The following is a 23,408-nucleotide window of genomic DNA, read 5'->3' on the forward strand; positions in this document are numbered from 1 at the left end:
GATGGAATGAAAGCAGAGGAAAGACTTGGATTACTATTATGGTTTCGTTTATCACGCTTTTATAATAGAAGTATTCGTGAGACGAATCAGCATTTGAAAAAGTGGAATGTATCTGCTGCTCAGTTTGATGTATTAGTTCAAGTTGGAGGACACGATCGTTTAACGCAGCAAGAGCTTGGAAATAAGTTATTTGTTACGAAAGGAAATGTTACTCAACTTTTAAATAAGATGGAGCAACTCGATTGGATTCAGCGTGAACAAGAAGGTACCACGAAATATATTTCATTAACAAAAGAGGGAAAGGTTCTATATGAAGAAATAGTCCCGCCGCAAGAAACATTTCAAGCAGAACAATTTGATAAGCTAAATAGAGAAGAACAAAAACAATTATTAGAATTACTGAAGAAGTTGCAGTGATAAAAATTAAAAATAAATATCTCGATTTCGAGATAATATGAGGTGAAGGATATGTTTAGAAAAGTTGATCATAAAAATATGGGAAGAGCAAATCACGGGTGGTTAAATACACATTTTCATTTTTCTTTTGCAAATTATTATAATCCAAACAATATGAATTTTGGAGCAGTACGTGTTATGAATGATGATTTAATAGCGGCACAAACTGGTTTTGATATGCATCCGCACCGTGATATGGAGATTATCTCTTACGTTATAGATGGTGAATTAACACATGAAGATAGTATGGGGAACCGAGGGACAATTGAGCGTGGGCACGTTCAATATATGAGTGCAGGTACTGGTGTATTTCACAGTGAGCATAACTTAGGAAATGAAACATTGCGGTTATTACAAATTTGGATTTTACCGGACCGTGATGGTCATAAACCGAACTATGGTGAGTTTAAATTTGATTGGAGTAAACGTGAAAAGGAGTGGTTCCATATGGTATCTCCTTTTGATGGAGATGCACCAATTCATATTCACCAAGATGCAAATTTATATTCTTTATCATTAGAGGCTGGTAAAGAAATTCAGTTTCCTGTTCAAGAAGGACGTCAATTATACCTTGTACAAATTGAAGGTAGCAGTGTTGTGAATGGTGAAACACTCGTAACGCGTGATGCAGCGGAGGCTGTAGAAGAAGAGATTCGCATTCAAGCGAAAGAAAACTCTCATTACTTAGCGATTGAAATGAAAATGGAATAAAGTGAAATTTTAATCCATGGTGATTTTAAGTATGTGAATAGTGGGATGAAAAGTTATAGGAAAAAGGATATCGGAAATGATATCCTTTTTGGTGTGAGTTAAATTAACAGAAAAAACTTTCTCAATTTTTGGAAACAGGTATCAGGAAAGTTATTCAGAATTTTATAAAGGTGTTAAAAACTTTTAGGGGAATGGGGAGTGTTAGATTGAAAAAGCAAGTAATTTCATCAGCATTAGCATTAACTGTTATCGCAAGTGGGTTTGGGGCATTTGGAGCAACTACGACGAAAGCAGAAGAGCAAAAGATCCAGTATCACCAAGAGTTTAAAACGCCAGCTTACATAGGTGAAGAATGGAAAGCGCCGGAAGGACTAGATAAAAAAGAGACAGTCTTTCAATATTTAGAGAGTAAAAAGGATATGTTTAAACTAGCGGGAAATATTGACAAACATTTCAATATCGTTGGTGAAGAAAAAGATGCTGAGTCTGGTACAACACATGTGAAGTTAGTTGAGAAGCATAATAACATTCCTGTGTATGGTTCAGATCAAACAGTTACGCTTGATAAAGAAAATAATGTAAAAGCATTTTTCGGACAAGTTATTCCGAGTTTAGATGATAAAAATATTCCTGCATCTGCAAGTATTAGTGCAGAACAAGCAGAAACGATTGCAAAAGCTAATATTGAGAAAGAAATTGGTAAAGTAAAGAATTATGATGGTGTGAAAAAAGATTTATATGTGTATGAAAAAGATGGTCAATACTATCTTGCGTATCTTGTAAAAGCATCGGTTTCAAAACCAGCTCCAGGATATTGGCATTACTTTGTTGATGCAACAAATGGGAATGTTATTGAGAAATATAATGCGGTAGATAACATTACTGGATTTGGTTACGGAGTATTAGGCGCTAGACAATCATTTGAAATTGCTCAAGATACGAAAACAGGAGCGTTCAACTTATTTGATGGTACACGAGGAAAAGGTGTCCATACATTTGATGCAGAGAATATGGATGAAAACTGGTTTAATTTATTCTCACAAATTCTTGGATATACAGGAGAAGAAATTGCAAGTAAATCTAAGTTCTTCGAAGATAAAGCGGCAGTTGATGCGCATGTGAATGCAGGTAAAGTATATGATTACTACAAAAAGACATTTAACCGTAACTCTTTCGATGATAAAGGTGCGAAACTTATTTCTACTGTTCACGTAGGTGAATCTTGGAATAACGCAGCTTGGAACGGTATTCAGATGATGTATGGTGATGGTGATGGCAAGACATTCATTCCATTATCCGCTGGACTTGATGTTATCGGTCACGAATTAACGCATGCTGTAACTGAGCATACAGCAAACCTTGTATATAAAAATGAATCAGGTGCGTTAAATGAATCGTTATCTGACATTATGGGTGTCATGGTTGAGAAGAAGAGCTGGGATTTAGGTGCTGATATTTATACACCTGGTAAGCCTGGTGATGCACTTCGTTCTCTGAAAGATCCAGCATCTATTCCGAACCCATTAAAACCTGGTGAAGGTTACCCAGATCATTACAATAAACGTTATACTGGAACAGCTGATAATGGCGGCGTTCATATTAACAGTAGTATTAATAATAAGGCAGCGTATTTAGTATCTGATGGCGGCACTCATTACGGTGTGAAAGTAACTGGAGTGGGCCGTGAAGCGACAGAAAAAATTTACTATCGTGCTCTTACTAAATATTTAACTGCAAACTCTGACTTTAAAATGATGCGTCAAGCAGCACTTCAATCAGCAGAAGATTTATACGGTAAAAACTCTAAAGCTGTACAAGCTGTAACAAAAGCTTATGACGCTGTAGGAGTAAAATAATAAGAGAAAAAAGACCTGACTGGATTGTCAGGTCTTTTCCTTATTTAATCACGAACACCTAATGCGATTTTTGCCATACGTGACATACGTTCTTTTGTCCATGGCGGGTTCCATACAACGTTTACTTCTATTTCATTTACTTCAGGTACATTCGTTGATAATACTTTCTTAACGTCGGATACGATTTGGCCAGCCATTGGACAACCGATAGAAGTCATCGTCATTGTAATGACAGCATTATTATTTTCATCCGCTGTAACGTCATAAACTAATCCGAGATTGATAATATCAACACCTAATTCAGGGTCAATAACAGCTTCTAAGTTCGCATATAACTTTTCTTCAAATGCTTGTTGTGACATGTGTAGCACCCCCTAAATATTAATGATATCGGTTCTCATTATAACGGATATGCGGGATAAGTGCAGGAAATGAGCTCAAAAAAAATATTCCTCTCGGAGAAACAAAAATTATAGCGGATAATGGAAAAGGGCAGATGAGTACAAGTAAATGTTATTTAAATGTATACATTTGTATATCCAAAAATTCATAAATAAATATTAGAAATCCTATTGTAATTTGAAATAACATCATGTATACTTCTAATTAGTTGATAACGATTATCACTATCAACTGAAACATTACTCTTCGTTATGTTGGTCATACCCCTTTTTGACGACGTAAGTCAGAGACGAATGTTGAAATATCTTGTGTCCTATTCTACAGAATTATGGTAATCTCCAACCTCAACTTATATGCGCGAGCATGCAAAAAGGATCCTATCCGTGAAGGGATCCTTTTTTGCATGTTGTCGCAATTATTGTATATAGACCGGGTATTCGTTCTTCAATTCCTTCTGGTGCCGTAGAAGGGAAGACCCATCTTTGATGAGACCCGTGTTCTTCAACTAGTTTTTCAATTTTAAAATGTTCTTCCGCGAGCGTTGTAACAATTTCTCCTAACGTCCAGCGGCGGATGGTTGTTTTCGGTAAAGATTCTTTTTGTGCTTCTGTAAGAAGAATGCTGTAAGCAACATCATCTTTAATTAATTCTTCATCAAAATAACTTCCACTTGCTCGAAATGATGGATGGTCTATTCCTAATAGTTTTGTATACATTGGATGATAATCGCGAAGGATAAATGTTCCGTCCGTTTTTAGTAATTGAGAGATTTTTGTAAAGAGCGGTTTTAAATCTAAAAAGTAATGGAGTACACCAAGTTCTAGTAATACGATATCAAATGATTGAGGGAGAGTTACATCTAGTACATCAGAGACGATGTACTGAATAGAAACTCTGGCTGCTTCAGCAAGTTCATTTGCGTATTTTGCATTACTTGCTGAAATATCAACAACCGTTACGTCAGCTCCTAAAAGAGCGAGAGCAACTGCTTTGTTACCTTTTGATCCGAGTAAATTAATAATACGCTTTCCTTTTGGAGATTGTATGTAAGGTAAATAGTAGGAGACTTCATGAACAGGATCTTGCATGAGTTTTTTTGCATATTCTGTCGGTGTGCCGTGACGATTCGTCCAAGCTTCATAAGCAGCTGCATTCCAGCTTTTTTCATTAATCGTGCTTAGTTGTTTTTGATTCAATTTTATCACTCCTTTTGTGAACTTATACTTATTCGGCAGGAGGATGAGATTTCCTGTTCTTTTTGAATTGATGTTTGATTTTGTATGGTGTGATGAAGTGGAAAAGAAGAGATTTTCGAATAGTCTTCTTTTTTAAAAAATCGATATATTTGAAAAAACACCGATATAATCTCATGTACTGCATAAAGAAAAGGGGTGTTCCTGATTAATGGAACATCCCTTTTCTATTATGCTGTATATCCCTCTTTCTTATCTTTCAAAAAGAAAAGTACAGCAAGGATTACGAGAATAATAGCTGCAATATCATATGTTATTTTAAATGTATCGTTAAAGTTTAAGTACTCTACTAAAGGAGTTTTCACTGCCCCTGCATATATGCAAATAGGAATTAGGAGAAAATCGTAAAATTTCTTTTCTTTCAGGTATCGTATTAGGAAGAAGATACACATAATAGAAAACCATACTATGCTTAAAATAGTCATTTATACCTCCCAAAAAAGTTTACATCATATTGTAACTTTGTTTGTATTGTTTACGCACTATGCACACGATTATGTTTTTTTTCTTTCCTAGCAGTAAGTAGTTGTGGTGTAAAAATACCGAGTAATATAAACACAATTCCTATCCACTGCATGAGTGATACAACTTCATGAACAAGTGTAATAGAAGCGATAATTGCTGTTGGTAATTCTGCTGCACCTAATATTGTACCAAGCCCCGTTCCGACTTTCGGTACACCAATTGAAAAACAAATGACAGGTACAATAACTCCAAACAGTCCAAGAAAGAAAGCATATTTCCATAGGCCTGCTTGTAAAGCGCCGTCCGTTAAAAAGGTAGGCGGGAAAAATAAGCATACAATAAGAGTAGCACTCGTTGTCATAAGAAAGCTTTTTGTATAAGGCGGAACATCTGTAGCGACGCGCCCGCTTGCAAATACATAGAATGAGAAAGAGACGGCAGCTAATAGCCCGAAGATAATACCTTTCGTCGAAAAGTTTTGTCCAAGTCCTTCAAATACTCCACCAGCAAACAATGTACCAGTAAACAAAATAATAATAGATATAACTTTTTCACGGCTTGGGAATGTGCGGTTGGCAATCGCTTCGATGACTACACCAATCCAAGTGAACTGAAAGAGTAAAACGACAGCGATAGAGGCTGGCAGTTCTTCTACAGAAATAGCATAGAAAATACCTGTCATACTCATAGTTGTGCCGACTGTTAGTAACGAAAAGAATTGTTTTTTTGATACTTTATGACGTGAAAAGAAAAGGACGAGTAAAAGTAGACCAATCCACCCGAAGACATATTGTCCTCCTAGTAGTTGGTGTGCTGAAAATCCGTCGATGAATCCGAGTTTAAAAATAGTTGAAAGTACGCCGTAGCTACAAGCGCCGAATAAAACTAGTAATGAATACTTAAATTTCTCCATGAGAAAACCTCCTTATATAAAGTGAAACTTTAATCAGTGGGGGTTTTGTTCATCCCCCACTGATTATCAGCCCTCACCAATCGGGCGTTTATGGGCAGCCTGACTCCCACCTAACTTCTTTGCTCCAGCCGAATTTTTGGGTGGGAGTTTTACTGCCCGCAAATAGCGGGATAAATAAAAAACGCCCGTTATCCTAATAAGGACAACGGGCGAACGAAACAGAGTAAGAGACTCTACAAAATTCCGCCACTCATACGAAGTATGAGTTTGGGTTATGAAATTATAGTAGTAGTTTACATTGCTTTTGGAAAGACAATTGAGCATTTTACACCTTGAGGTGTGTTTTGTATTCCATAAGGAAACTGATGTTTATCTAGTATTTGTTTTACAATATATAATCCAAGACCGCTGCCTTGTACTAAACCGTTGTTTCCAGGGTTAGCGCGATAGAAAGGCTCAAATAGATGATCGAGTTTGTCCTCATCTATTTGTGAACCTGTATTTAAAACCTCTAATGCGTAACCGTTTGGTTTTTCATAAAGCTTTATATATACATGCTGATGATCGATTGTATAGTGAATTGCATTTGAAATAATATTAAAAATAGCAGTTTGAATAAATTTAGGATCAGCTAAAATTATTACATCTTGTTTAATGTTAGATTGAACAGTTAATTGCTTTACAGATATAAAATAATCTACTTTCCGCATAACGTCCTCAATGATGTTAGATAGTGAAACAACTTCTAAATTCGGTTTGAATTGAGGATTTTGTATTTTGGATAATTCTGACATCTTTTCCGTTAATATGTTAATATCTTGCATCATCTCGTAGGATCGTTTTAGATATTTGTCTCTATCTTTGTATGCACCGATTCCGTGAATCATGCCATCTAGTTGTCCCATAACGACTGCGATAGGTGTTTTTAATTCATGGGATACCATAGACATAAATTCTTTACGAGATTGTTCTAATTGTTGTTCTTTCTTGAGCTCATTTCGTAAATCTTTATTTGTTTCATGTAGATTTTTCACAATAGTTGGGACTTGTGAAGCCGCTACTTGCAAATTGAAATCTGTTTGATCTGTATTTTTGTTAGGTGATTGTTTATCTGAAAAGTCCAGATTTATAATATCTTTTAAAGTATCGCTCATATATTGAAAAGGTTTGGCAATTAGTTTGGCATAAATTAAAGAACCGAGCAGAGATAATGCAAGCATTGTTGCACCAATATTTGGAGCTAATTGTTGCAAGGCATCTGCTAAACTTGGACTATCATGTGTTTCATTTGTTTTCTTTGCTGCATTTTGTGTATGTAAGGAAGTAGGGTTAGCGGCTGTTTGTTCCGCTTTAGTATGTGATTCAGTTTTGTTACTTTCCTCCGAAAGATTTGCTGCATTTTCTTTTGCAGCTACAGTTTGGCTAGTTTGCAAAAGATGATTAATAGCTGTAGAGAGTGTTTTGAAATCTATAATAGATGACTGGAAATTTGAGATGCTACCCTCTGAAACAACTTTATTTTGTTCATTTTTCGTAACTGAATCCGCATGTTCCGCAGTTGGAGTTTCAGTTTTTTTCGCATAATGCTCTTTATCATAGTTTAAAGCTAGAAAATAAATAATTTGATACAGGCAAAATGATAAAAGAACACAAAACAATAAGGTTTTGATGAAAATATTTTTGGTGATGTTATCCTTGCTATGCTTCGATTTTGTAGCCAATGCCTTTCACCGTTTTAATATAAGGGATCCTCAATTTTTTTCTTAAATTTTTAATATGTGTATCTATAACTCTTACATCACCATAATGTTCATAGCCCCATACCTTATTTAATAAATCACTTCTTGATAATACTTTTCCTCGATTTTGTAACAAAGTATATATGATCTCAAATTCTTTAGTTGTTAGTTCAATTTGATTGCCATGAACATAAGCCGCATACGCTGTAGAATTTAACATCAATTCATGGAATTGTAGTATAGTTGCAGTTTCGGTTTCCTTCGTTGTTGTCCTTCTTAATACAGCTTCTACGCGTTTAATAAATACCGTGTAATGGAACGGTTTCGTAATATAGTCATCAACGCCCAACTCAAACCCTTTAATTTCACTTTCTTCATTATGTAAGCCTGTTAACATAATAATTGGTATATCAGACTGTCCTCGCATAATTTTACAAATACTATAACCATCTATATCTGGTAACATTACATCAAGGAGGACAAGGTCGTATGAATTTTTTTGGAAAAGAAGAATTCCTTCCGTTCCAGCGCCAACCACATCAACGGTAAAATTTTGGGCAGTTAAAAATTCACGAATAAGTTCTTGTATATCTGGGTTGTCTTCAATCACCAGTATATGCGTCATAGTAACACCTCCTAAATAACGCTTTTACCGCAATATTCGAATTCTTCATTTTTGGATGACTCAGGTTATATATACATATAATAAGCCCCCGCTATAAAGTAATCATAAAAGTAGCAAGGGGAATTGTTTATTGGAACTGAATATTTTAGAATCACAGTAGTTCTATTATAGAGTGCAATGTAAAATTTATAACTGTATAATTTTAATATCCATGTTTATCAATGTTCAGACACTATTTAGCGCAGTCTACCTTCATTATATATGCAAGTATAGTTGTTCCGCTACTGTAAATGAATAAATAAAATAAGCCAAGATATAAAATTCTTGGCTACATGTAAATCTGGTTCATAGGTTATTTTACAGTGACAGTGGCACGATCGTGGATACGTTCAAATAACCAATGTATATCGTTGTTATACATGCGAATACAGCCGAGTGTTGTAGCTTTACCAATCGCTTGATTATTGTTAGTGCCGTGAATTGCATACGTTGTTCCGTATGTTCCTGCCATATTTAATCCGAGCCAACGATCACCGAGTGGATTACGTGGATCGCCGCCTTTAATATGTCCTGTATAATAAGGACGGTTTTTAATTTTGTTTACCACTTGAAAAGTACCTTTCGGTGTAGGCGTTGCAACTTTTCCAGTAGCGACAGAGAAGCTTTTTATAAACTTTCCATTTTGATAGAAATCCATTTTATTTAATTTCGTGTCAACGATAAGCTGTTCGTTAGTTGAAGCTGCTTCTGCAGACATATATGGAACAGTTAAAAAACCTAACGATAACATTATAGTTACTAGTAATTTTTTCATTATATTCTCCTTTTACTATTTTAGTAGTATTACATACACCGAATTTGTAATCCGCGTAATGCTTGATGTACGTTTTCATTTAGTGATTCAAAAAAATTAGTGATTTTTGTATTATATTTGTTGTTTTTATCAATAAGTAATCTTTCATTTAGTAGAAGTTCGCCGTATAGTCCAAAGCTCTGTACTTGAATGTTCATTTCATCTTCTGTTTCAGAAATGATAGGTAAGAAATAATGAAAGGCTTTAGTTGGAATGATATAACTTTTTCCAATCATGCTTTCGTGATTAGAATTAATCCATTTTTTCGTGACAATCTTAATATTCTTTCTAGAAATGATAAAGGATAGTGTTGTAGATTTTGTTAAGCTTACGTCAAATTCATTTGTTTGGCTTATGTGTAAATTAAAAATCGTTTCATTTGGATGAGATTCAATATTGGTATTAATAAAATCGTGCATTGTATAAGCTTCCATTCCTATTCTCCCTTTTTTCATTTTCAGAAAGCGATTTATATTTATTCAATTTAATGTTTAGGTAATATAGTAATAAAAGTTTTCAACAAATTCCGATATAATCTTACAATACGTATATGAAGCTAATATGAAGTTAGTATGAGTTTGTTATGGTTTTTTATAGAGAACAAAATGAGGCGATTTCCAAGTGCTAAAAACTGGATGGAATTTGTATATTAATGTACCTATCCAGTGTAATAGATAGGTATCATCTCGTTTTAAAGCGATAATTAAATAAAGAACAGAAAACGTTAGTGCGAGCCTTACAAAAATGTAATAAAAATGTAAGCTATTGTGATAGTTATTTCGACAATTTTTTTATACAATATGTAGTAAGAAGTTGTACGTGAGTGAAAGGAGAGATGACATGGAATGGGTTCATGAATTATTTCAGCAATACGGGTATTATGTAGTGCTTGTAGGCTTGCTGTTAGAATATATTGCGCTTCCGTTTCCGGGAGAGCCAACATTAGCATATGCGGGATTTTTAGCACAGAAGGGTGATCTAAGTTTACCTATTTTAATTATCCTATCCTTTATTGGGACAAGTGTAGGAATGACGATTCAATACTTTTTAGGGAATAAGCTCGGTATGCCTTTTGTTCAAAAGTATGGGAAGTATGTATTTTTAACACAAAGAAAAATTGATTTAACGAGAATGTGGTTCGATAAATACGGATATTTCCTTATCTTTATCGGTTTCTTCATTCCTGGAGTACGTCATTTTACAGGATACTTTGCAGGTATCATTAACTTACCGTTTCGCCGTTTTGCGATTACAATTTATTCAGGTGCTTTATTCTGGGTATCATTTTTCTTAATCGGTGGCTACTGGTTAGGTGGTAACTTACATGATATTTTCGGATTATTGGAAGAGCATATCGGCAAAATCATTTTCGGAGCCATTGTCATTGTAGCAATTACGTTAAGCGTTCGTTTCCGCAAGCAACTAAAACGAGTATTTTTACAAAACGCAAGTTAATATGGAATCCATTCTATGTCAGATTTTAGGGAGGCAGTGCAAAAGCACTGCCTTTTTGTTTTATCCCGCATTAACTGCCCGTAAAGGCCCGATTGGTGCGGGCTAATAATCAGTGGGAGATGAAAAAAACCCCCACTGATTAAAGTTTCACTTTATTTTCCAGTTTGCTTTTATCTTTCCCTCGATACCGTAACCGGTCACTACTATATAATATGTCCCCGTTTTACTAGGTGAAAGTTCGTAAGTATCATTGCTTAGTATGGACATAGGTTCATATTTATTAAATTCACTAGAAAAGTAAGTGCTATAACCTTGATAGGCGCTATTTTCAGTAATAAGAAAGTTTACGTTAACCTCAATTGTTTCTCCTTTTTTTACATAAACGGGTATTTTATGTGTGCCGTTAAAATATGAGAAATCCGCCTCAAATGTATTTTTTGTACTGTGCTCAACCCATTGTTCTTTTTGGGTAAAATCAATAGCGCATATTGCAATGAATAAAATAGGAATGATAATAGCGGTCATATATCGAAACCATTTTGATTTATTTGCTATACATGTACATAAATAAAAGAAAAGTGAACAAATTGCCCCTACAGATCCAATTAGGAAAGTTAGAATAATATCTCCTCCATTGTATATATGAAATGGAAGAAAGAATAAGTAACCAGATAGAATATAAAGCAAAACTTTTCTTGGCGTACTATTATGTTTTGAACTTAATTTGTCAATTACAAGCGAGCATAAAATTGCGTAGAAGAAAAGAAGGTAAAACCAAAAATTATATAAAAATCCAGTTAAGTATGCGGAAGTTTTAAAGAAGTTCATATCACTTCCTATAAAGAAAAATAATAAAAAAGAAAAAAAGAGAGAACAGGCCGCTGAAAATTTAATAATAGCGTAAGGAAAGACCATTTTTTTATCCATGAGACACCTCAATTATGTAGTTCTTAAAAATTATTATATACGTTATATCTAGTATAATATATATGTATTTTTGACATGTATCTACGTCAAAATGACAATGATAATTGACATTTATCAGGATATTATTTACAATTTTAATTAAATAAAAGAAAAAGAGGTAAAATATGAAGCTTCAAAATCGGGTGAGAGAATTTCGAGCAAAGCATCGTTTATCACAAGGTGAGTTAGGTAAAGCGATTGGCTCATCACGGCAAACCATTAGTTTAATTGAGCGTGGGGATTATGCGCCATCTATTGTGTTATCGTTAAAAATCGCACAAATTTTTGGAGCGCCGGTGGAGGAGATATTTATGTTAGTGGAGGGGGAAGATGGAGATGGGGAGTAAGGGGAATGGGAAACTGACGGCTATATTGAAGTTGTTAGTAGGAGCAATTTTTGGTGGGTTTATAGGGTATGTAGTAGGGGATATCGCAACAGTGGGTACTAGCAAAATATCTCCTGTTATTAGCGTTGTTATGATGAGTGTATTTGGCATAGCGGTTATGTATTATATTTGGAAGCGTACAAGAGCGCTCGCACAAACGAAAGATGAAGAAGAAAATGTTAAGGGACGAAGATTAGGGATAGCGCTTATTTATTTTCGAGTAATGGAAATTGTTATTCCATCATGGTTTGTTTGCTCAGTTATCGCTTTTTATAGAACGTATACAAGTGAGGGGAACTTGCTCTTTGTTAGTGTAAGTATTGTAGTATCTACAGTGTGCTTTATCGCTATAACTTGGTTAGGATTTGTAATGAGGAAAAGGTATAACGCTCTATATCCAGAACAGAGTGTTACGTATTCTCAGTCAATGGAAATGTGGGCAAAGAATGCAGATGAAGGGCAAAAGCAAATTGTTCATGAAGCGGGATATAAGGCATATCAATATACAAATATGACACTTGCTTGTGCGTGGTTGGCGGCGATTGCGTATGCAATTTTAGATGGAAAAGACTTCTTTATGGTCATTATGATTTCGTTCGTTTGGGTATTACATGTTGGAACATATATGTATGAAATGCATAAAAAGATGATTTATTGAGGGGAGAAAAAGGTGGATATTTTAAGAAGGCCAGCTGGTTCCATGACGGCGGCGTTAGTTTTGTCCATTTTATACGGAGTAATCCGAACTGGGAAATTAGAAGTAATTTTGAACCTATGGGCAATAGTTGGAATTTCATTGTTAGTGTTAGCCATTCATGAGCTAGGACATGTAGCATTTGGTGTAATAGGTGGTTTGACATTTAAATTTATGACAGTAGGACCCATTACTATTCAAAAAGAAAAGGGAAAATTACGCATTCGAGAAAATAAATTATGGGCATACTTTGGAGGCGTTGCAACACTAGTACCACCTTCTATAGAGACACCGAATCTTTCGAAAAAATGGGCATGGCTCACTTTAGGTGGACCGATTACAAGTTTACTATTCGGTATTACTTCAGGTTACATATATATGGTAAGTTATTATCAATATCTTTTATATTTTTCCTTTTTCCATTTTGCAATCTTTGCGGTTACAATTGTGCCGATAAAAGGAACGCTTATGAGTGATGGTATGCAATTTCTCATTTTAATTAAAGATGATGAAAGAGCTAGAAATCATTTATATGAGATTCAAATATCGAGTGAGTTATTTAGTTATAAAAGACCGAAAGATTGGGATGAAAGATTAGTAGAACTGAGTGAGGAAAAAATAAAAGAGAATAAAGGGATAAGAGAGATAATGAGTAGGCTTATGCTCGTCTTTTTTGCTCGTGCGGATCAAGAGGGAATGGAAAGAGCGATACCGCATATAGAACGAATTATTCAACTACCTGTAACGAAAGAAAATAAGTTTTTCGTTAGTAGTTTTCATAGTTGGTATCTTTTATATAAAGCCCTTTATCAGATGGATAGTCTTTCTTTACAAGAAGCAAAGGAACATGCAAAGGCCATTACCAAAATGGACCTAAACGGATATTACCGTACACATGGAATTATTAAATATTTAGAGGGCGATATGGAAGCTTCCCGTACTTATATGAAGAAAACTGATAAAGAATTAAAGAGCGCCGAGAAGAGTGAGATGGGATATTTAAAATTAGAGAGAGAATGGTTTGAGCAGCTGAAAGAGAGGGTATCTTACGATGGGTGAGGTATCCTCTTTTTTATATGTCATCTTATGTCGTTCCATAAACAGTCTGGGGCGAGTAAAATGAGATAAGAAGAGCAAAGCTTGGAGGAAGTGAATATGGAAATTTTATCTATTATTTTGATAGTCTTGCTCATTTATGTTGTTTTTAAAGTAGCATATGTAGCATTAAAGATACTCGCGATCTTATTAGTTATCTTTTTAATCGTAGAATTCGGCAGTAAGCTGCTTGGAGGATAGGGTATGTGTTGCTTTTAGGGTGTCGAAGGATTTCGGTAAATCGATATGTTGTGTCGAAACGTCGGTATCATGAAATAATCGTTGATATATTTCGAGTAATACCAATAGGGGTATGTAAACCAATCTAAAAAAGCTGGAAGAATATCTTCCAGCTTAAGAGTTACTTTCAATTTGGCGACCGCTATCTTCTTCAGTGTCTTGTAATAGGTTGAATACATCTGCTAGGCAGAATGCAATGAACCAAGTCCAAAGACCGTGGAAGAAAGCTGAGCTTAATTGAAGTGGTAATGTATAGTTTGTCATTGAGTAGGAAATACATCCACCAACGATTCCGATCATTGTTAATAACATTGTTTTTTGAGCATTTTCTTCTGGATTGAAGAGGAAGAAAATGTATCCGCCTAAAATTGAAGCGCTTACAAGTGTCTCGATTCCATTAAAAATGATATTCTCTCCAAGCTGAGTGTTTGTCCAGAAGCAGATCACGCCGCCGCCGATGGCAAATAAGGCAGCTAGTGTGTATCGTATATATTGATTCATATGTTCATCTCCCTATGTAATAAGATGATTTGGAAGTCAAAAAGGTAGGTATAGTATATTGAAGTGAATTTTAGTTGTACGTATCTTTTTATAAAAAGATCAGTGAAGAATAACTAAGATGATCGGCTTTTTGAAAACCGTTACGTGTATGGTGTCTGAAATATACCCGACTGCTCGTTTCTTTTTGCTTATAAAAATAAGAGAAACTTCCAAGTCTATATACTCTTTTTTGTAAGTCTAATTTTATTATAACACATTTAGTGATACAATAATAGAATTATCTGATTTTGTAATAAGTGTAAAAAATAAAAAGCGCAAGGAATTATAGTTCCTTGCGCTTTTTTATATACGTTTGAAACGGCCGACAATTTCAACGGTTTCAGTAATGTTCATAAATGCTTTATTATCCACTTGGCGGATAATACGTTTCATTTCGCCCAACTCGTAGCGAGTTACGACAGTGTAAATCATTTTTTTCTTATGGTTTGTATAGCCGCCGACAGCATCTACCATTGTTACGCCACGTATGCCGTGATGTAATAGTGAGCTTTTTATTTCCTCACCTTTTTCTGTAATTGTCATTATCGTTAATTTAATATGTTTTGTATGCACGGCATCAATTACTTTGCTGACTACAAACCGACTAATTAACGTATAAAGTGTAATATCCCATCCGAAAATAAATCCTGCTGCAACAAGTAAGATTAAGTTGAATCCAAAGATGATTGCTCCAATTGAAACATCGCGATGTTTCGCTACAATCAATCCAACAACATCAAAACCACCTGTTGAAGAAGCAAATCGGAATATGATTCCTGAGGCAGCACCGCAGATGACACCACCGAATACAGAAGAAAGTAAAATATCGTCTGAAACTTGGTGTACTGGGATAATGTTCATCGCTAAAGATGATACAGCTACAAAGTATGCCGTTAAAAAGGTTGTCTTCTTACCTAAGTAAAAGTGACTTAAAATAAGAAGCGGAATGTTTAGTAAAAAGATAAGTGCTCCGATATTGTAGTGCATTAAATAACCGATAATCATCCCTACACCAGCGAACCCACCGCTAATCATATTATGCGGGATAAAAAACATATTCATAGAAATTGCATACAAAATAGAAGCTATAAAAATAACAACTAACTGTATGATAAATTCTAAATGAAATGTTTTAGCTGCTGGGAAGGATAAAAAGGCGGTGTCGGGAACGTAATCGGCGTCTCCTAGTTGACCCATAGTATGTTTCATCTCCATATTCATTTTTGATTACAAGAAGAGAATAAAGCTTTTTTCAAAAACTGGCAATAGTTTTATTATAATGCAAAAATTTTATAAATTTCTAAAAAATTAAACCTATTCAAAGATACGTGTGAATATACTAAAGAAAGCGAATACATTGATTTTCTAGCATAATTTTTTGAGAAAATATGCAAAATTCATTTTTGAAAATAAAAGGAAATAGAGAATGTTTGTTGAATGTGCTAAAATGACTTTATTAAGGATGTGAAGCGATGGAATTTTTATTGCAGGATGCACTTCTGTATATATCGTTTGTAACGACAGCACTTTGTGTATTAGAAGTCTTTTTTCTTGCTAACGTTTCTCGTTTCGTACGTCAGCAAGCATCGAGCGGTAGACAGAGAGCTTTTAAACTAGTTGATACGTGTGAAGAGGGTATCGGAAATGTACCGCTTTTCTCGATTTTTTATAAATATGGAATGATTCGCTCTGTCCGCAGACAAGAATCGAGTGGAGAGAGTGACGAGGTAGGCCCGTATACACCAATGTTTCGCTAATTAATTACGAAACATTGGAGGAATGAACATGTTAAAATCAAACCGAGCTGCGCTCATTAGTTTATCATTATTACTTGTTTTTGTTTTATCTGGTTGCAGTAATGCAGGCACAATAGATTCACATAGTACGGGAATTTGGAACCATTATTTCGTATATCCAATATCGTATATGATTCAATTTGTTGCTCATCATATATCTGGTGGAAGCTTTGGGATTGCGATCATTGTCATTACGCTTGTTGTTCGTTCAGCACTGATTCCGTTAGCTGTTTCGCAATATCGTAGTCAAATGAAAATGAAAAAAATGCAACCTGAATTACAGAAGCTGAAAAAGAAACACGGTGATGTGGGTAAAGATATTGAAAAACAAAAGCAGTATCAAAAAGAAATGTCAGAACTAATGAAATCAGGTGGTTGGAATCCGTTAGCTGGTTGCTGGCCAATCTTTATACAAATGCCGATTTTCTCTGCTTTGTATTATGCGATTAGCCGAACTGAAGAGATTCGTACATCTTCATTTTTATGGGTGAACTTAGGACATGCAGATCCATATCATATATTACCGATTATTGCAGCGTTAACGACATTTATCCAGATGAAGGTATTCCAATCAAATATAACGCCTGGAGAGCAAGTGCAGATGCTGAAGGTGCAGCAAATTATGATGCCGGCAATGATTCTATTTATGGGATTTGCGGCGCCATCAGGACTTGTGCTGTATTGGATTACAGGTAATTTATTTACAATGACACAAACAATTGTGCTAAGAAAAGTAATGGAACGTGAAGAAGTACAATTACAAAATGCATAGAGAAACACCGCTCATGATGAGCGGTGTTTTTTATTTAAATCGTTAAGGAAATTTTAAGAAACCAACATTATTATTGGCATTGTATACGAAAGTGTACATGCTTTAGAAATATGAAGGAGGAAATTTCCTATGAAGAAGAAAACAGTTGGGTATTTAGCAATTGCGGGTGCTTTATCATTTGGAATTATAGGAGGAGTGAGTATACCAGCATTTGCGGCAACGAATACTCCGGCGGCTGAGCAACCTACAAAAACTGCGAAGAAGAATTTAGATGAAGCGACAAAACAAAAAGTAAAAACGATTATGGATGATACAAAGAAACAGTTAGAGGGATTAGGTGTGAAATTCCCAGAGAAGGGTAAGCACAAGGATATGTTTGCAGGGCTAGATGATCAGACGAAAGAAAAAGCAAAATCAATTTTAGAGCAAGAGAAATCTGGTAAATTAACACGTGAACAAGCAAAAGAGGAATTAACAAAACTAGGTGTGAAATTCCCAGAGAAGGGTAAGCATAAGGAAATGTTCGCGAACCTAGATGAAGCGACGAAAGAAAAAGCGAAGTCGATTTTAGAACAAGAAAAGTCCGGAACATTAACACGTGAGCAAGCAAAAGAGGAATTAACAAAATTAGGTGTGAAATTCCCAGAGAAGGGTAAGCGTAAGGAAATGTTCGCGAACCTAGATGAAGCGACGAAAGAAAAAGCGAAGTCTATTTTAGAACAAGAAAAATCCGGAACATTAACACGTGAGCAAGTGAAAGAAAAGCTGACGGAACTAGGCGTGAAACTTCCAGAGAAAGAGAAGCATGAAGACATGTTCGCGAATTTAGATGCAGCAACAAAAGAAAAAGCGAAAGCAATTTTAGAAAATGAAAAGAAACAATTAGCAGAATTAAATGTGGATCTTCCGCACCATAAGTTTTTCATGAAAAACGAAGATAAATAATTGAACAATGTTGTATCTTCCGTGTGGGCAACCGAAAGGTACGTATGCGAGGAGGCTGTCTTTGGAACAGCCTCCTTTTAGTATTTAGAGTGCTATCGTTGTCGTTTTTGTCGAATTATCGATATAATTTCATTTACGATCTTATGGCGTTCGTGGAAGAGGAGATTAGAGAAATAAAGTAGCTTCTGTTATAATATAAGAAGAGAAATATTTCTTATGTTATATAAAAAATATATTGATTTTTTCTAACAATTCAATATAATGGGAAATAACTACAAAATTCGACATCAAGAAGTGATGATGAGGATATGATCAATTTTTTACGATTCTCAGAGAGGGAAGCCTTTGGCTGTGAGCTTCCTAATACGGGAAAATCGATTACCCCCTTTGAACTGCAGCAGTGAACGGATATCTAGTAATTGCTTGCCGGCAAAAACCGTTATTTAGACTTGAGAAATTGGTGAAGTATGTCACTTTGCGAATTGAAACAAGGGTGGAACCACGAATACAACACTCGTCCCTTTTTTAGGGAGGAGTGTTTTTTTATTTCATTTTTGCATCACACTAGAATTGGAAGGAGGATACGCAGCATGCATCATGATGAGAAAAACAAAATTGGTTTAACAGTGGCACTTTCTATCGTAGTAGGAACTATTATTGGGTCTGGTGTGTTTATGAAACCAGGGAGCGTATTAGATTACTCAGGGAGTTCTAATATGGCTATTTGGGCTTGGGTAATTGGTGGTCTGTTGACGTTAGCAAGTGGTTTAACAGTAGCCGAAATTGGAGCGCAAATTCCGAAAAATGGTGGGTTGTATACGTATTTAGAGGAGATTTACGGAAGCTTTTGGGGGTATTTATCTGGCTGGATGCAAACGATTGTATATGGTCCAGCTATTATAGGAACGTTAGGTTTGTACTTTAGTTCTTTAATGATTAATTTTTTCTATTTAGATAAAGTCTGGAATTTACCAATTGCAATTGGAACAGTTGTGTTCCTAGGCGTTATAAATAGTATGGGAACAAAATATGGAGGCATCGTTCAAACCGTTACGACAGTTGGGAAGATGATTCCGATTATATTAATTGTTGTGTTAGGGTTTTGGAAGGGGAATAGTGATATCTTCAATGTAGTTGTACCGATATCAGAAAATCAAAGTATCGGGATGGCAATTTTGGCAACTTTATTTGCTTATGATGGTTGGATTTTACTTGCTTCTATTGGCGGAGAAATGAAGAACCCAACAAAATTATTACCGAAGGCAATGACAGTTGGGATTTTAATTGTAACAGCTGCTTACGTATTAATTAACTTAGCGTTATTAAATGTATTACCAGCAGCGAAAATTGTAGACCTTGGAGAAAATGCAACAGCGACAGCTGCGGGCATGTTACTTGGAGAATATGGTGGAAAAATTATTAGTATCGGTATTATCATTTCTATTTTCGGCTGTTTAAATGGAAAGATTTTAACGTTCCCACGTATTCCGATGTCGATGGCAGAGCGTGGACACCTTCCGTTTTCTAAGTTTATTGCAAAGGAAAGCCCAAGATTTAAAACACCAGCAAATGCGATTACTGTTGAAATCATATTAGGAATTATTTTAATGCTTATTAGTGATCCGAATAAGCTATCTGAGATTTCCGTATTCATTATTTATATTTTCTACGTAATGACGTTTATTGGTGTCTTCATTTTAAGAAGACGTAACAAGGATAAAGAGCGTGCATATAGTGTACCGTTATTCCCAATTGTACCAATCGTTGCGATTTTAGGGTCATTGTTTGTACTTGGAAGTGCGATTATTAACGATCCGGTAAGTTGTTTCTTATCGATTGGAATGGTATTTACTGGACTTCCGGTGTATTGGTACTTAAACAAGAAGAAAGAAACTGGAGTTTAATGTTTGAAGGCAGGCGTATTATACGCCTGCTTTTTTTTGCTGTAAAAAAATTGTACTTGCTTACACTTTCCTTTTTGGTTACTATAGTCGTAGTAACCAAAAAGGAAAGTGTGGAGAAAGACTTGAATTTTCGTGTGTATATTTTAGCTATTGCGGCTTTCGTAGTCGGAACGGTTGAGCTAATTATAGGAGGAACGCTCGATTTAGTTGCCAATGATTTAGGTGTGTCGATTAGTGCAGCTGGTCAGCTTATTACAATATTTTCAGTAGTATTCGCTCTATCAGGGCCAGTTTTATTAGCGGTAACAGGTAAGTTTGAAAGAAAGAAATTGTATGTTGTGGCATTATCAATTTTCTTAATTGGAAATATCGTTTCGGCATTTAGTGTAAATTATGGGATGTTAATGTTCTCGAGAGTAATTTGTGCAGCGAGTGGATCGCTTATTATTGCACTATCGGTAACACTTGCTTCTAGTGTAGTAGAACCGCATTTTCGTGCGCGTGCAATTGGAATCATTTTCATGGGGATTAGTGGATCACTTGTACTTGGAGTACCGCTAGGTCTTGTGCTCGGAAATGCATACGGATGGCGTGCGCCATTTGTATTAATTTCGATATTAACAGTTATGGCAATTGCTTGTATTTCATTGTTCTTAACGAAAGTACCACCGACATCGGTACTATCAATAAAAGAACAAATTGCTACTTTAAAAGATAAAAAAATTGTAAGTGCACAGTTAACATCATTTTTGTTTTTAACGGGGCATTTAACATTGTATGCATATTTAACACCGTTTTTAAAAGACGTAATGCATGTTGAAGCCAACTGGATTAGTGTGTTTTACTTTATTTTCGGAATCGCAGCAGTAATCGGCGGTGGCTTAGGTGGATGGCTTGCTGATAAATGGGGATCAAAGAAAAGTATTATTTCCATTATTATCGTATTTGCATGTGCAATCTTTATGCTGCCGATGATGACATTCTCATTCCCGCTCTTCATTATTATGATGGGACTGTGGAGTATGCTGAGCTGGGCTATTTCACCAGCACAGCAAAATTATTTAATTGAAATTGCACCGGAATCAGCTGGTATTCAGCAAGGTTTAAATAACTCTGCACTTCATTTAGGAATTGCGCTCGGTTCAACAGTAGGCGGAGTTGTTATTGAGAAATCATCTGTTATATATAACGCTTGGGTAGGCGGCGGTTTTATTATATTGGCGCTACTTTGTGCGATTTTCTCGATTACGAGAGGGCGTTCTACTCAGTTTGCGAAGGAAGAATCTATCATTGGATAGATTCTTTTTTTATTTTGAAAAAATTGAAGGATTTAGCAGTAGGAGAGAGAAGGGTGTATATAGCGAGGTGATAGTATATGTATTCTAATTTTTCAATAATTGGTTTTCTATTTACGATCATACCATTCTTTTTTGTAATTTTTATATTTAGATGGGTTCGTTTCATCTATCAAAATTCCGAAAAACAAGTGGAGCAAAATGAGAAGATTATTGAGCTGTTGACGGAGATAAAGGAGCAGAATAAGTAATAGTAGTTATTTTGGAAATGATTATATATAGATATAGAGAAATATAATTTTAGTAAATTTGAAAGGTACTTTTGAAAGTGCCTTTTTATTATGTTTAAAGGGCTGAGCACAAATTATCTTTATTTATCAATAGTCAAATGAAAATGAGAAATTCAAAATTCGCAGTTTATCTGTTTAAATTTCTCAACAATTCGACAAGATGCTACAAAAAAACCACCTATTCTCTTTTTTTCACTATAAGTACAATGAAACAGTAAGATTGCTTCATGTAGAAATTTATATATGGTGGTGGAGAGAATGGGACGAAAGATGGTAGGGAAATGGTTTAGTTTTTTAAGTGCTCTTATTATTTTATTAGGAATTGCGATGCCACAAGTAAAAGCTGAAGTAATGAACAGAGAAAAGTATGAAATGGATTGGAGTTATAGTAAAGCAAAAGATCGTGAAATAAAGACCGAAATAATTAAAGCTGCTTCGGGCAGTATTGCTTATTGTTTAACGCCTGATTTACGTTCTCCTAATGGAGAGGATTTACCTGAGATGGGAAAAACATCTGATGCTGTATATCGTGTTTTAGTTAATGGGTATCCTCAAAAAAGCCCATCTGAGTTAGGTGTAGCGACAACGGAAGAAGCGCATTATGCTACACAATTAGCAGTATGGATTGCAGCAAATGAATTAACGGAAGAAGATTTAGTTGCAAAAAATGAGCGAGTACATAATCTTATGAAGCGTTTAGTAGAGGCTTCAAAAAAAGAAACTGGATCACAAGATGTATTCTTTAAAGTTAATCCTGTAGATCCACAAACTGCTACACAAAAAGGTGATTATTTAGAAACAGGATTTTATGCAGTGCAAACAAATGCGGTTTCTGGTTCTTATACAATTCTTTTTGAGAATGCTCCTAAAGGGATTCGAATTGTAAATGAAAATGGAGAAGAAAAAAGTACATTATCAATTAACGAAAAATTAAAAATATTAATCCCGAAAGATACGAGTAGTGGTAATTTTAAAATAAAAGTGAAGTCTACTTTAACAAATTTACAAGCAATAGCTTTTAAAGGCTCGGGAAAAGTTCAAAATACAACGGTATTGTTACAAAGAAATAGTGAGAAAATCAGTACAGATTTAGTTGTAAATTGGGAATCAGTAGGCTCTTTAAGGATTATGAAATTAGGAGAAAAAAAGGAATTATTAAAAGGAGCTGTGTTTGAAGTCTCTAATGAAAACTTTAAACAAAATGTTACGACAAATGATAAGGGGATTGCGGAGCTAGGTAATCTTTTAATCGGTATATATAGCGTCAAAGAAATTCAAGCGCCAGCTGGATATGTGTTAGACGGAAGTGTTAAAAAAATTGAAGTGAAAACTGGTGAAACTGCTTTATTAGAGTTGAAAAATGAAAATATAAAAGGTGAATTAGAAATAACGAAAGTAGATGTAGCGGATGGAAATACGAAACTGCCAAATGCAGAGTTTACAATCTACAACGAACAAGGGAAAGAAGTAGTAAAAGGGAAAACGGATGAAAAAGGTGTAGCGAAATTCAAACTACCATACGGAAAGTACACGTATAAAGAAACGATAGCGCCAAATGGTTACGTAGTAAATGAAGAGACATTCGCATTTGAAATAAAAGAGAATGGAGAAATTATTAAACATATTGTCCAAGATAAGAAGGTAGAAGGTGAATTAGAAATAACGAAAGTAGATGTAGCAGATGGAAATACGAAACTGCCAAATGCAGAGTTTACAATCTACAACGAACAAGGGAAAGAAGTAGTAAAAGGGAAAAC

The 23,408-nt window shown here is 35.1% G+C and carries 25 protein-coding genes and 1 other annotated feature; of the genes, 14 read left to right on the forward strand and 11 right to left on the reverse strand.

The window, feature by feature from the left end; translation table 11 throughout:
* Nucleotides 1–6: 6 nt before the first annotated feature.
* From JDS80_RS17605 to JDS80_RS17615, 3 genes are all read left to right on the forward strand, one after another.
* Nucleotides 7–417, forward strand: a complete 411-nt coding sequence (locus JDS80_RS17605) for a MarR family winged helix-turn-helix transcriptional regulator (protein ID WP_199639392.1) — start codon at nucleotides 7–9, stop codon at nucleotides 415–417.
* A 51-nt stretch (nucleotides 418–468) separates the two neighbouring features.
* Entirely contained in the window at nucleotides 469–1,167 is a 699-nt protein-coding gene (locus JDS80_RS17610) for a pirin family protein (protein ID WP_199639393.1), read from the forward strand.
* A 206-nt stretch (nucleotides 1,168–1,373) separates the two neighbouring features.
* Nucleotides 1,374–3,023, forward strand: coding sequence for a M4 family metallopeptidase (locus JDS80_RS17615; protein WP_071748105.1), 1,650 nt, complete (start codon nucleotides 1,374–1,376; stop codon nucleotides 3,021–3,023).
* A gap of 44 nt (nucleotides 3,024–3,067) precedes the next feature.
* On the opposite strand, the gene JDS80_RS17620 is transcribed toward JDS80_RS17615, so the two are convergent.
* The 8 genes from JDS80_RS17620 to JDS80_RS17655 all read right to left on the reverse strand — a co-directional run bounded on the left by JDS80_RS17620 (nucleotide 3,068) and on the right by JDS80_RS17655 (nucleotide 9,707).
* Nucleotides 3,068–3,385: a metal-sulfur cluster assembly factor gene (locus JDS80_RS17620; RefSeq protein WP_070145396.1), complete on the reverse strand. Its 318-nt coding sequence runs from the start codon at nucleotides 3,383–3,385 to the stop codon at nucleotides 3,068–3,070.
* Nucleotides 3,386–3,802: 417 nt separating this feature from the next.
* The gene (locus JDS80_RS17625; protein ID WP_098888385.1) at nucleotides 3,803–4,621 is read right to left on the reverse strand and encodes a class I SAM-dependent methyltransferase; all 819 of its coding nucleotides are present in this window, start codon (nucleotides 4,619–4,621) and stop codon (nucleotides 3,803–3,805) included.
* A 227-nt stretch (nucleotides 4,622–4,848) separates the two neighbouring features.
* A complete protein-coding gene (locus JDS80_RS17630; protein WP_199639394.1) occupies nucleotides 4,849–5,103 on the reverse strand; it encodes a hypothetical protein in 255 nt (84 codons plus the stop codon).
* Between the two features lie 50 nt (nucleotides 5,104–5,153).
* A complete protein-coding gene (locus JDS80_RS17635; RefSeq protein WP_000410493.1) occupies nucleotides 5,154–6,056 on the reverse strand; it encodes an EamA family transporter in 903 nt (300 codons plus the stop codon).
* A 293-nt stretch (nucleotides 6,057–6,349) separates the two neighbouring features.
* The gene (locus tag JDS80_RS17640) at nucleotides 6,350–7,777 is read right to left on the reverse strand and encodes a sensor histidine kinase (RefSeq protein ID WP_199639395.1); all 1,428 of its coding nucleotides are present in this window, start codon (nucleotides 7,775–7,777) and stop codon (nucleotides 6,350–6,352) included.
* Nucleotides 7,755–8,420, reverse strand: a complete 666-nt coding sequence (locus JDS80_RS17645) for a response regulator transcription factor (RefSeq protein WP_071748110.1) — start codon at nucleotides 8,418–8,420, stop codon at nucleotides 7,755–7,757. Before JDS80_RS17645 ends, JDS80_RS17640 begins: the two co-directional genes overlap by 23 nt.
* 352 nt (nucleotides 8,421–8,772) lie before the next feature.
* Entirely contained in the window at nucleotides 8,773–9,234 is a 462-nt protein-coding gene (locus JDS80_RS17650) for a L,D-transpeptidase (RefSeq protein ID WP_071770803.1), read from the reverse strand.
* Nucleotides 9,235–9,263: 29 nt separating this feature from the next.
* The gene (locus tag JDS80_RS17655) at nucleotides 9,264–9,707 is read right to left on the reverse strand and encodes a DUF3978 family protein (RefSeq protein WP_071748112.1); all 444 of its coding nucleotides are present in this window, start codon (nucleotides 9,705–9,707) and stop codon (nucleotides 9,264–9,266) included.
* Nucleotides 9,708–10,113: 406 nt separating this feature from the next.
* On the opposite strand from JDS80_RS17655, the gene JDS80_RS17660 reads away from it, so the two are divergent.
* Nucleotides 10,114–10,728 carry a DedA family protein gene (locus JDS80_RS17660; protein WP_071748113.1) on the forward strand — a complete coding sequence of 205 codons (615 nt, stop codon included), beginning with the start codon at nucleotides 10,114–10,116 and terminating at the stop codon, nucleotides 10,726–10,728.
* 147 nt (nucleotides 10,729–10,875) lie between these two features.
* On the opposite strand, the gene JDS80_RS31500 is transcribed toward JDS80_RS17660, so the two are convergent.
* Nucleotides 10,876–11,253, reverse strand: a complete 378-nt coding sequence (locus JDS80_RS31500; RefSeq protein WP_242477372.1) for a hypothetical protein — start codon at nucleotides 11,251–11,253, stop codon at nucleotides 10,876–10,878.
* Between the two features lie 566 nt (nucleotides 11,254–11,819).
* Here JDS80_RS31500 and JDS80_RS17670 point away from each other — a divergent pair.
* The 4 genes from JDS80_RS17670 to JDS80_RS17685 all read left to right on the forward strand — a co-directional run bounded on the left by JDS80_RS17670 (nucleotide 11,820) and on the right by JDS80_RS17685 (nucleotide 14,070).
* Entirely contained in the window at nucleotides 11,820–12,041 is a 222-nt protein-coding gene (locus JDS80_RS17670) for a helix-turn-helix transcriptional regulator (RefSeq protein ID WP_000776149.1), read from the forward strand.
* The gene (locus JDS80_RS17675; RefSeq protein ID WP_084667604.1) at nucleotides 12,025–12,738 is read left to right on the forward strand and encodes a DUF3169 family protein; all 714 of its coding nucleotides are present in this window, start codon (nucleotides 12,025–12,027) and stop codon (nucleotides 12,736–12,738) included. Before JDS80_RS17670 ends, JDS80_RS17675 begins: the two co-directional genes overlap by 17 nt.
* A 42-nt stretch (nucleotides 12,739–12,780) precedes the next feature.
* Nucleotides 12,781–13,833 carry a zinc metalloprotease gene (locus JDS80_RS17680; protein WP_199639401.1) on the forward strand — a complete coding sequence of 351 codons (1,053 nt, stop codon included), beginning with the start codon at nucleotides 12,781–12,783 and terminating at the stop codon, nucleotides 13,831–13,833.
* A gap of 96 nt (nucleotides 13,834–13,929) precedes the next feature.
* Entirely contained in the window at nucleotides 13,930–14,070 is a 141-nt protein-coding gene (locus JDS80_RS17685; RefSeq protein ID WP_071748116.1) for a DUF3985 family protein, read from the forward strand.
* A 153-nt stretch (nucleotides 14,071–14,223) separates the two neighbouring features.
* Here the strand turns inward: JDS80_RS17685 and JDS80_RS17690 are convergent, their stop codons facing one another.
* Together JDS80_RS17690 and JDS80_RS17695 are read right to left on the reverse strand one after the other, a co-directional pair.
* The gene (locus JDS80_RS17690; RefSeq protein ID WP_071748117.1) at nucleotides 14,224–14,610 is read right to left on the reverse strand and encodes a DUF3938 domain-containing protein; all 387 of its coding nucleotides are present in this window, start codon (nucleotides 14,608–14,610) and stop codon (nucleotides 14,224–14,226) included.
* 342 nt (nucleotides 14,611–14,952) lie between these two features.
* Nucleotides 14,953–15,846, reverse strand: a complete 894-nt coding sequence (locus tag JDS80_RS17695; protein WP_000530031.1) for a YitT family protein — start codon at nucleotides 15,844–15,846, stop codon at nucleotides 14,953–14,955.
* Between the two features lie 275 nt (nucleotides 15,847–16,121).
* On the opposite strand from JDS80_RS17695, the gene JDS80_RS17700 reads away from it, so the two are divergent.
* The 6 genes from JDS80_RS17700 to JDS80_RS17725 form a co-directional block, all read left to right on the forward strand.
* The gene (locus tag JDS80_RS17700) at nucleotides 16,122–16,406 is read left to right on the forward strand and encodes a hypothetical protein (RefSeq protein WP_002174090.1); all 285 of its coding nucleotides are present in this window, start codon (nucleotides 16,122–16,124) and stop codon (nucleotides 16,404–16,406) included.
* Nucleotides 16,407–16,434: 28 nt separating this feature from the next.
* The gene (locus tag JDS80_RS17705) at nucleotides 16,435–17,217 is read left to right on the forward strand and encodes a membrane protein insertase YidC (RefSeq protein ID WP_071748118.1); all 783 of its coding nucleotides are present in this window, start codon (nucleotides 16,435–16,437) and stop codon (nucleotides 17,215–17,217) included.
* 129 nt (nucleotides 17,218–17,346) lie between these two features.
* Nucleotides 17,347–18,162 carry a hypothetical protein gene (locus JDS80_RS17710; protein ID WP_071748119.1) on the forward strand — a complete coding sequence of 272 codons (816 nt, stop codon included), beginning with the start codon at nucleotides 17,347–17,349 and terminating at the stop codon, nucleotides 18,160–18,162.
* A 288-nt stretch (nucleotides 18,163–18,450) separates the two neighbouring features.
* Nucleotides 18,451–18,687 (forward strand) — a binding site (T-box leader).
* 65 nt (nucleotides 18,688–18,752) lie between these two features.
* Nucleotides 18,753–20,066: an APC family permease gene (locus tag JDS80_RS17715; RefSeq protein ID WP_071748120.1), complete on the forward strand. Its 1,314-nt coding sequence runs from the start codon at nucleotides 18,753–18,755 to the stop codon at nucleotides 20,064–20,066.
* Nucleotides 20,066–21,364: an MFS transporter gene (locus JDS80_RS17720; RefSeq protein WP_199639403.1), complete on the forward strand. Its 1,299-nt coding sequence runs from the start codon at nucleotides 20,066–20,068 to the stop codon at nucleotides 21,362–21,364. Before JDS80_RS17715 ends, JDS80_RS17720 begins: the two co-directional genes overlap by 1 nt.
* 545 nt (nucleotides 21,365–21,909) lie before the next feature.
* Nucleotides 21,910–23,408: MSCRAMM family protein (locus JDS80_RS17725; RefSeq protein WP_199639396.1), on the forward strand; the 1,499-nt coding region annotated here is incomplete at its 3' end.

Source organism: Bacillus cereus group sp. N8 (assembly GCF_016483685.1).
Classification (GTDB): domain Bacteria; phylum Bacillota; class Bacilli; order Bacillales; family Bacillaceae_G; genus Bacillus_A; species Bacillus_A proteolyticus.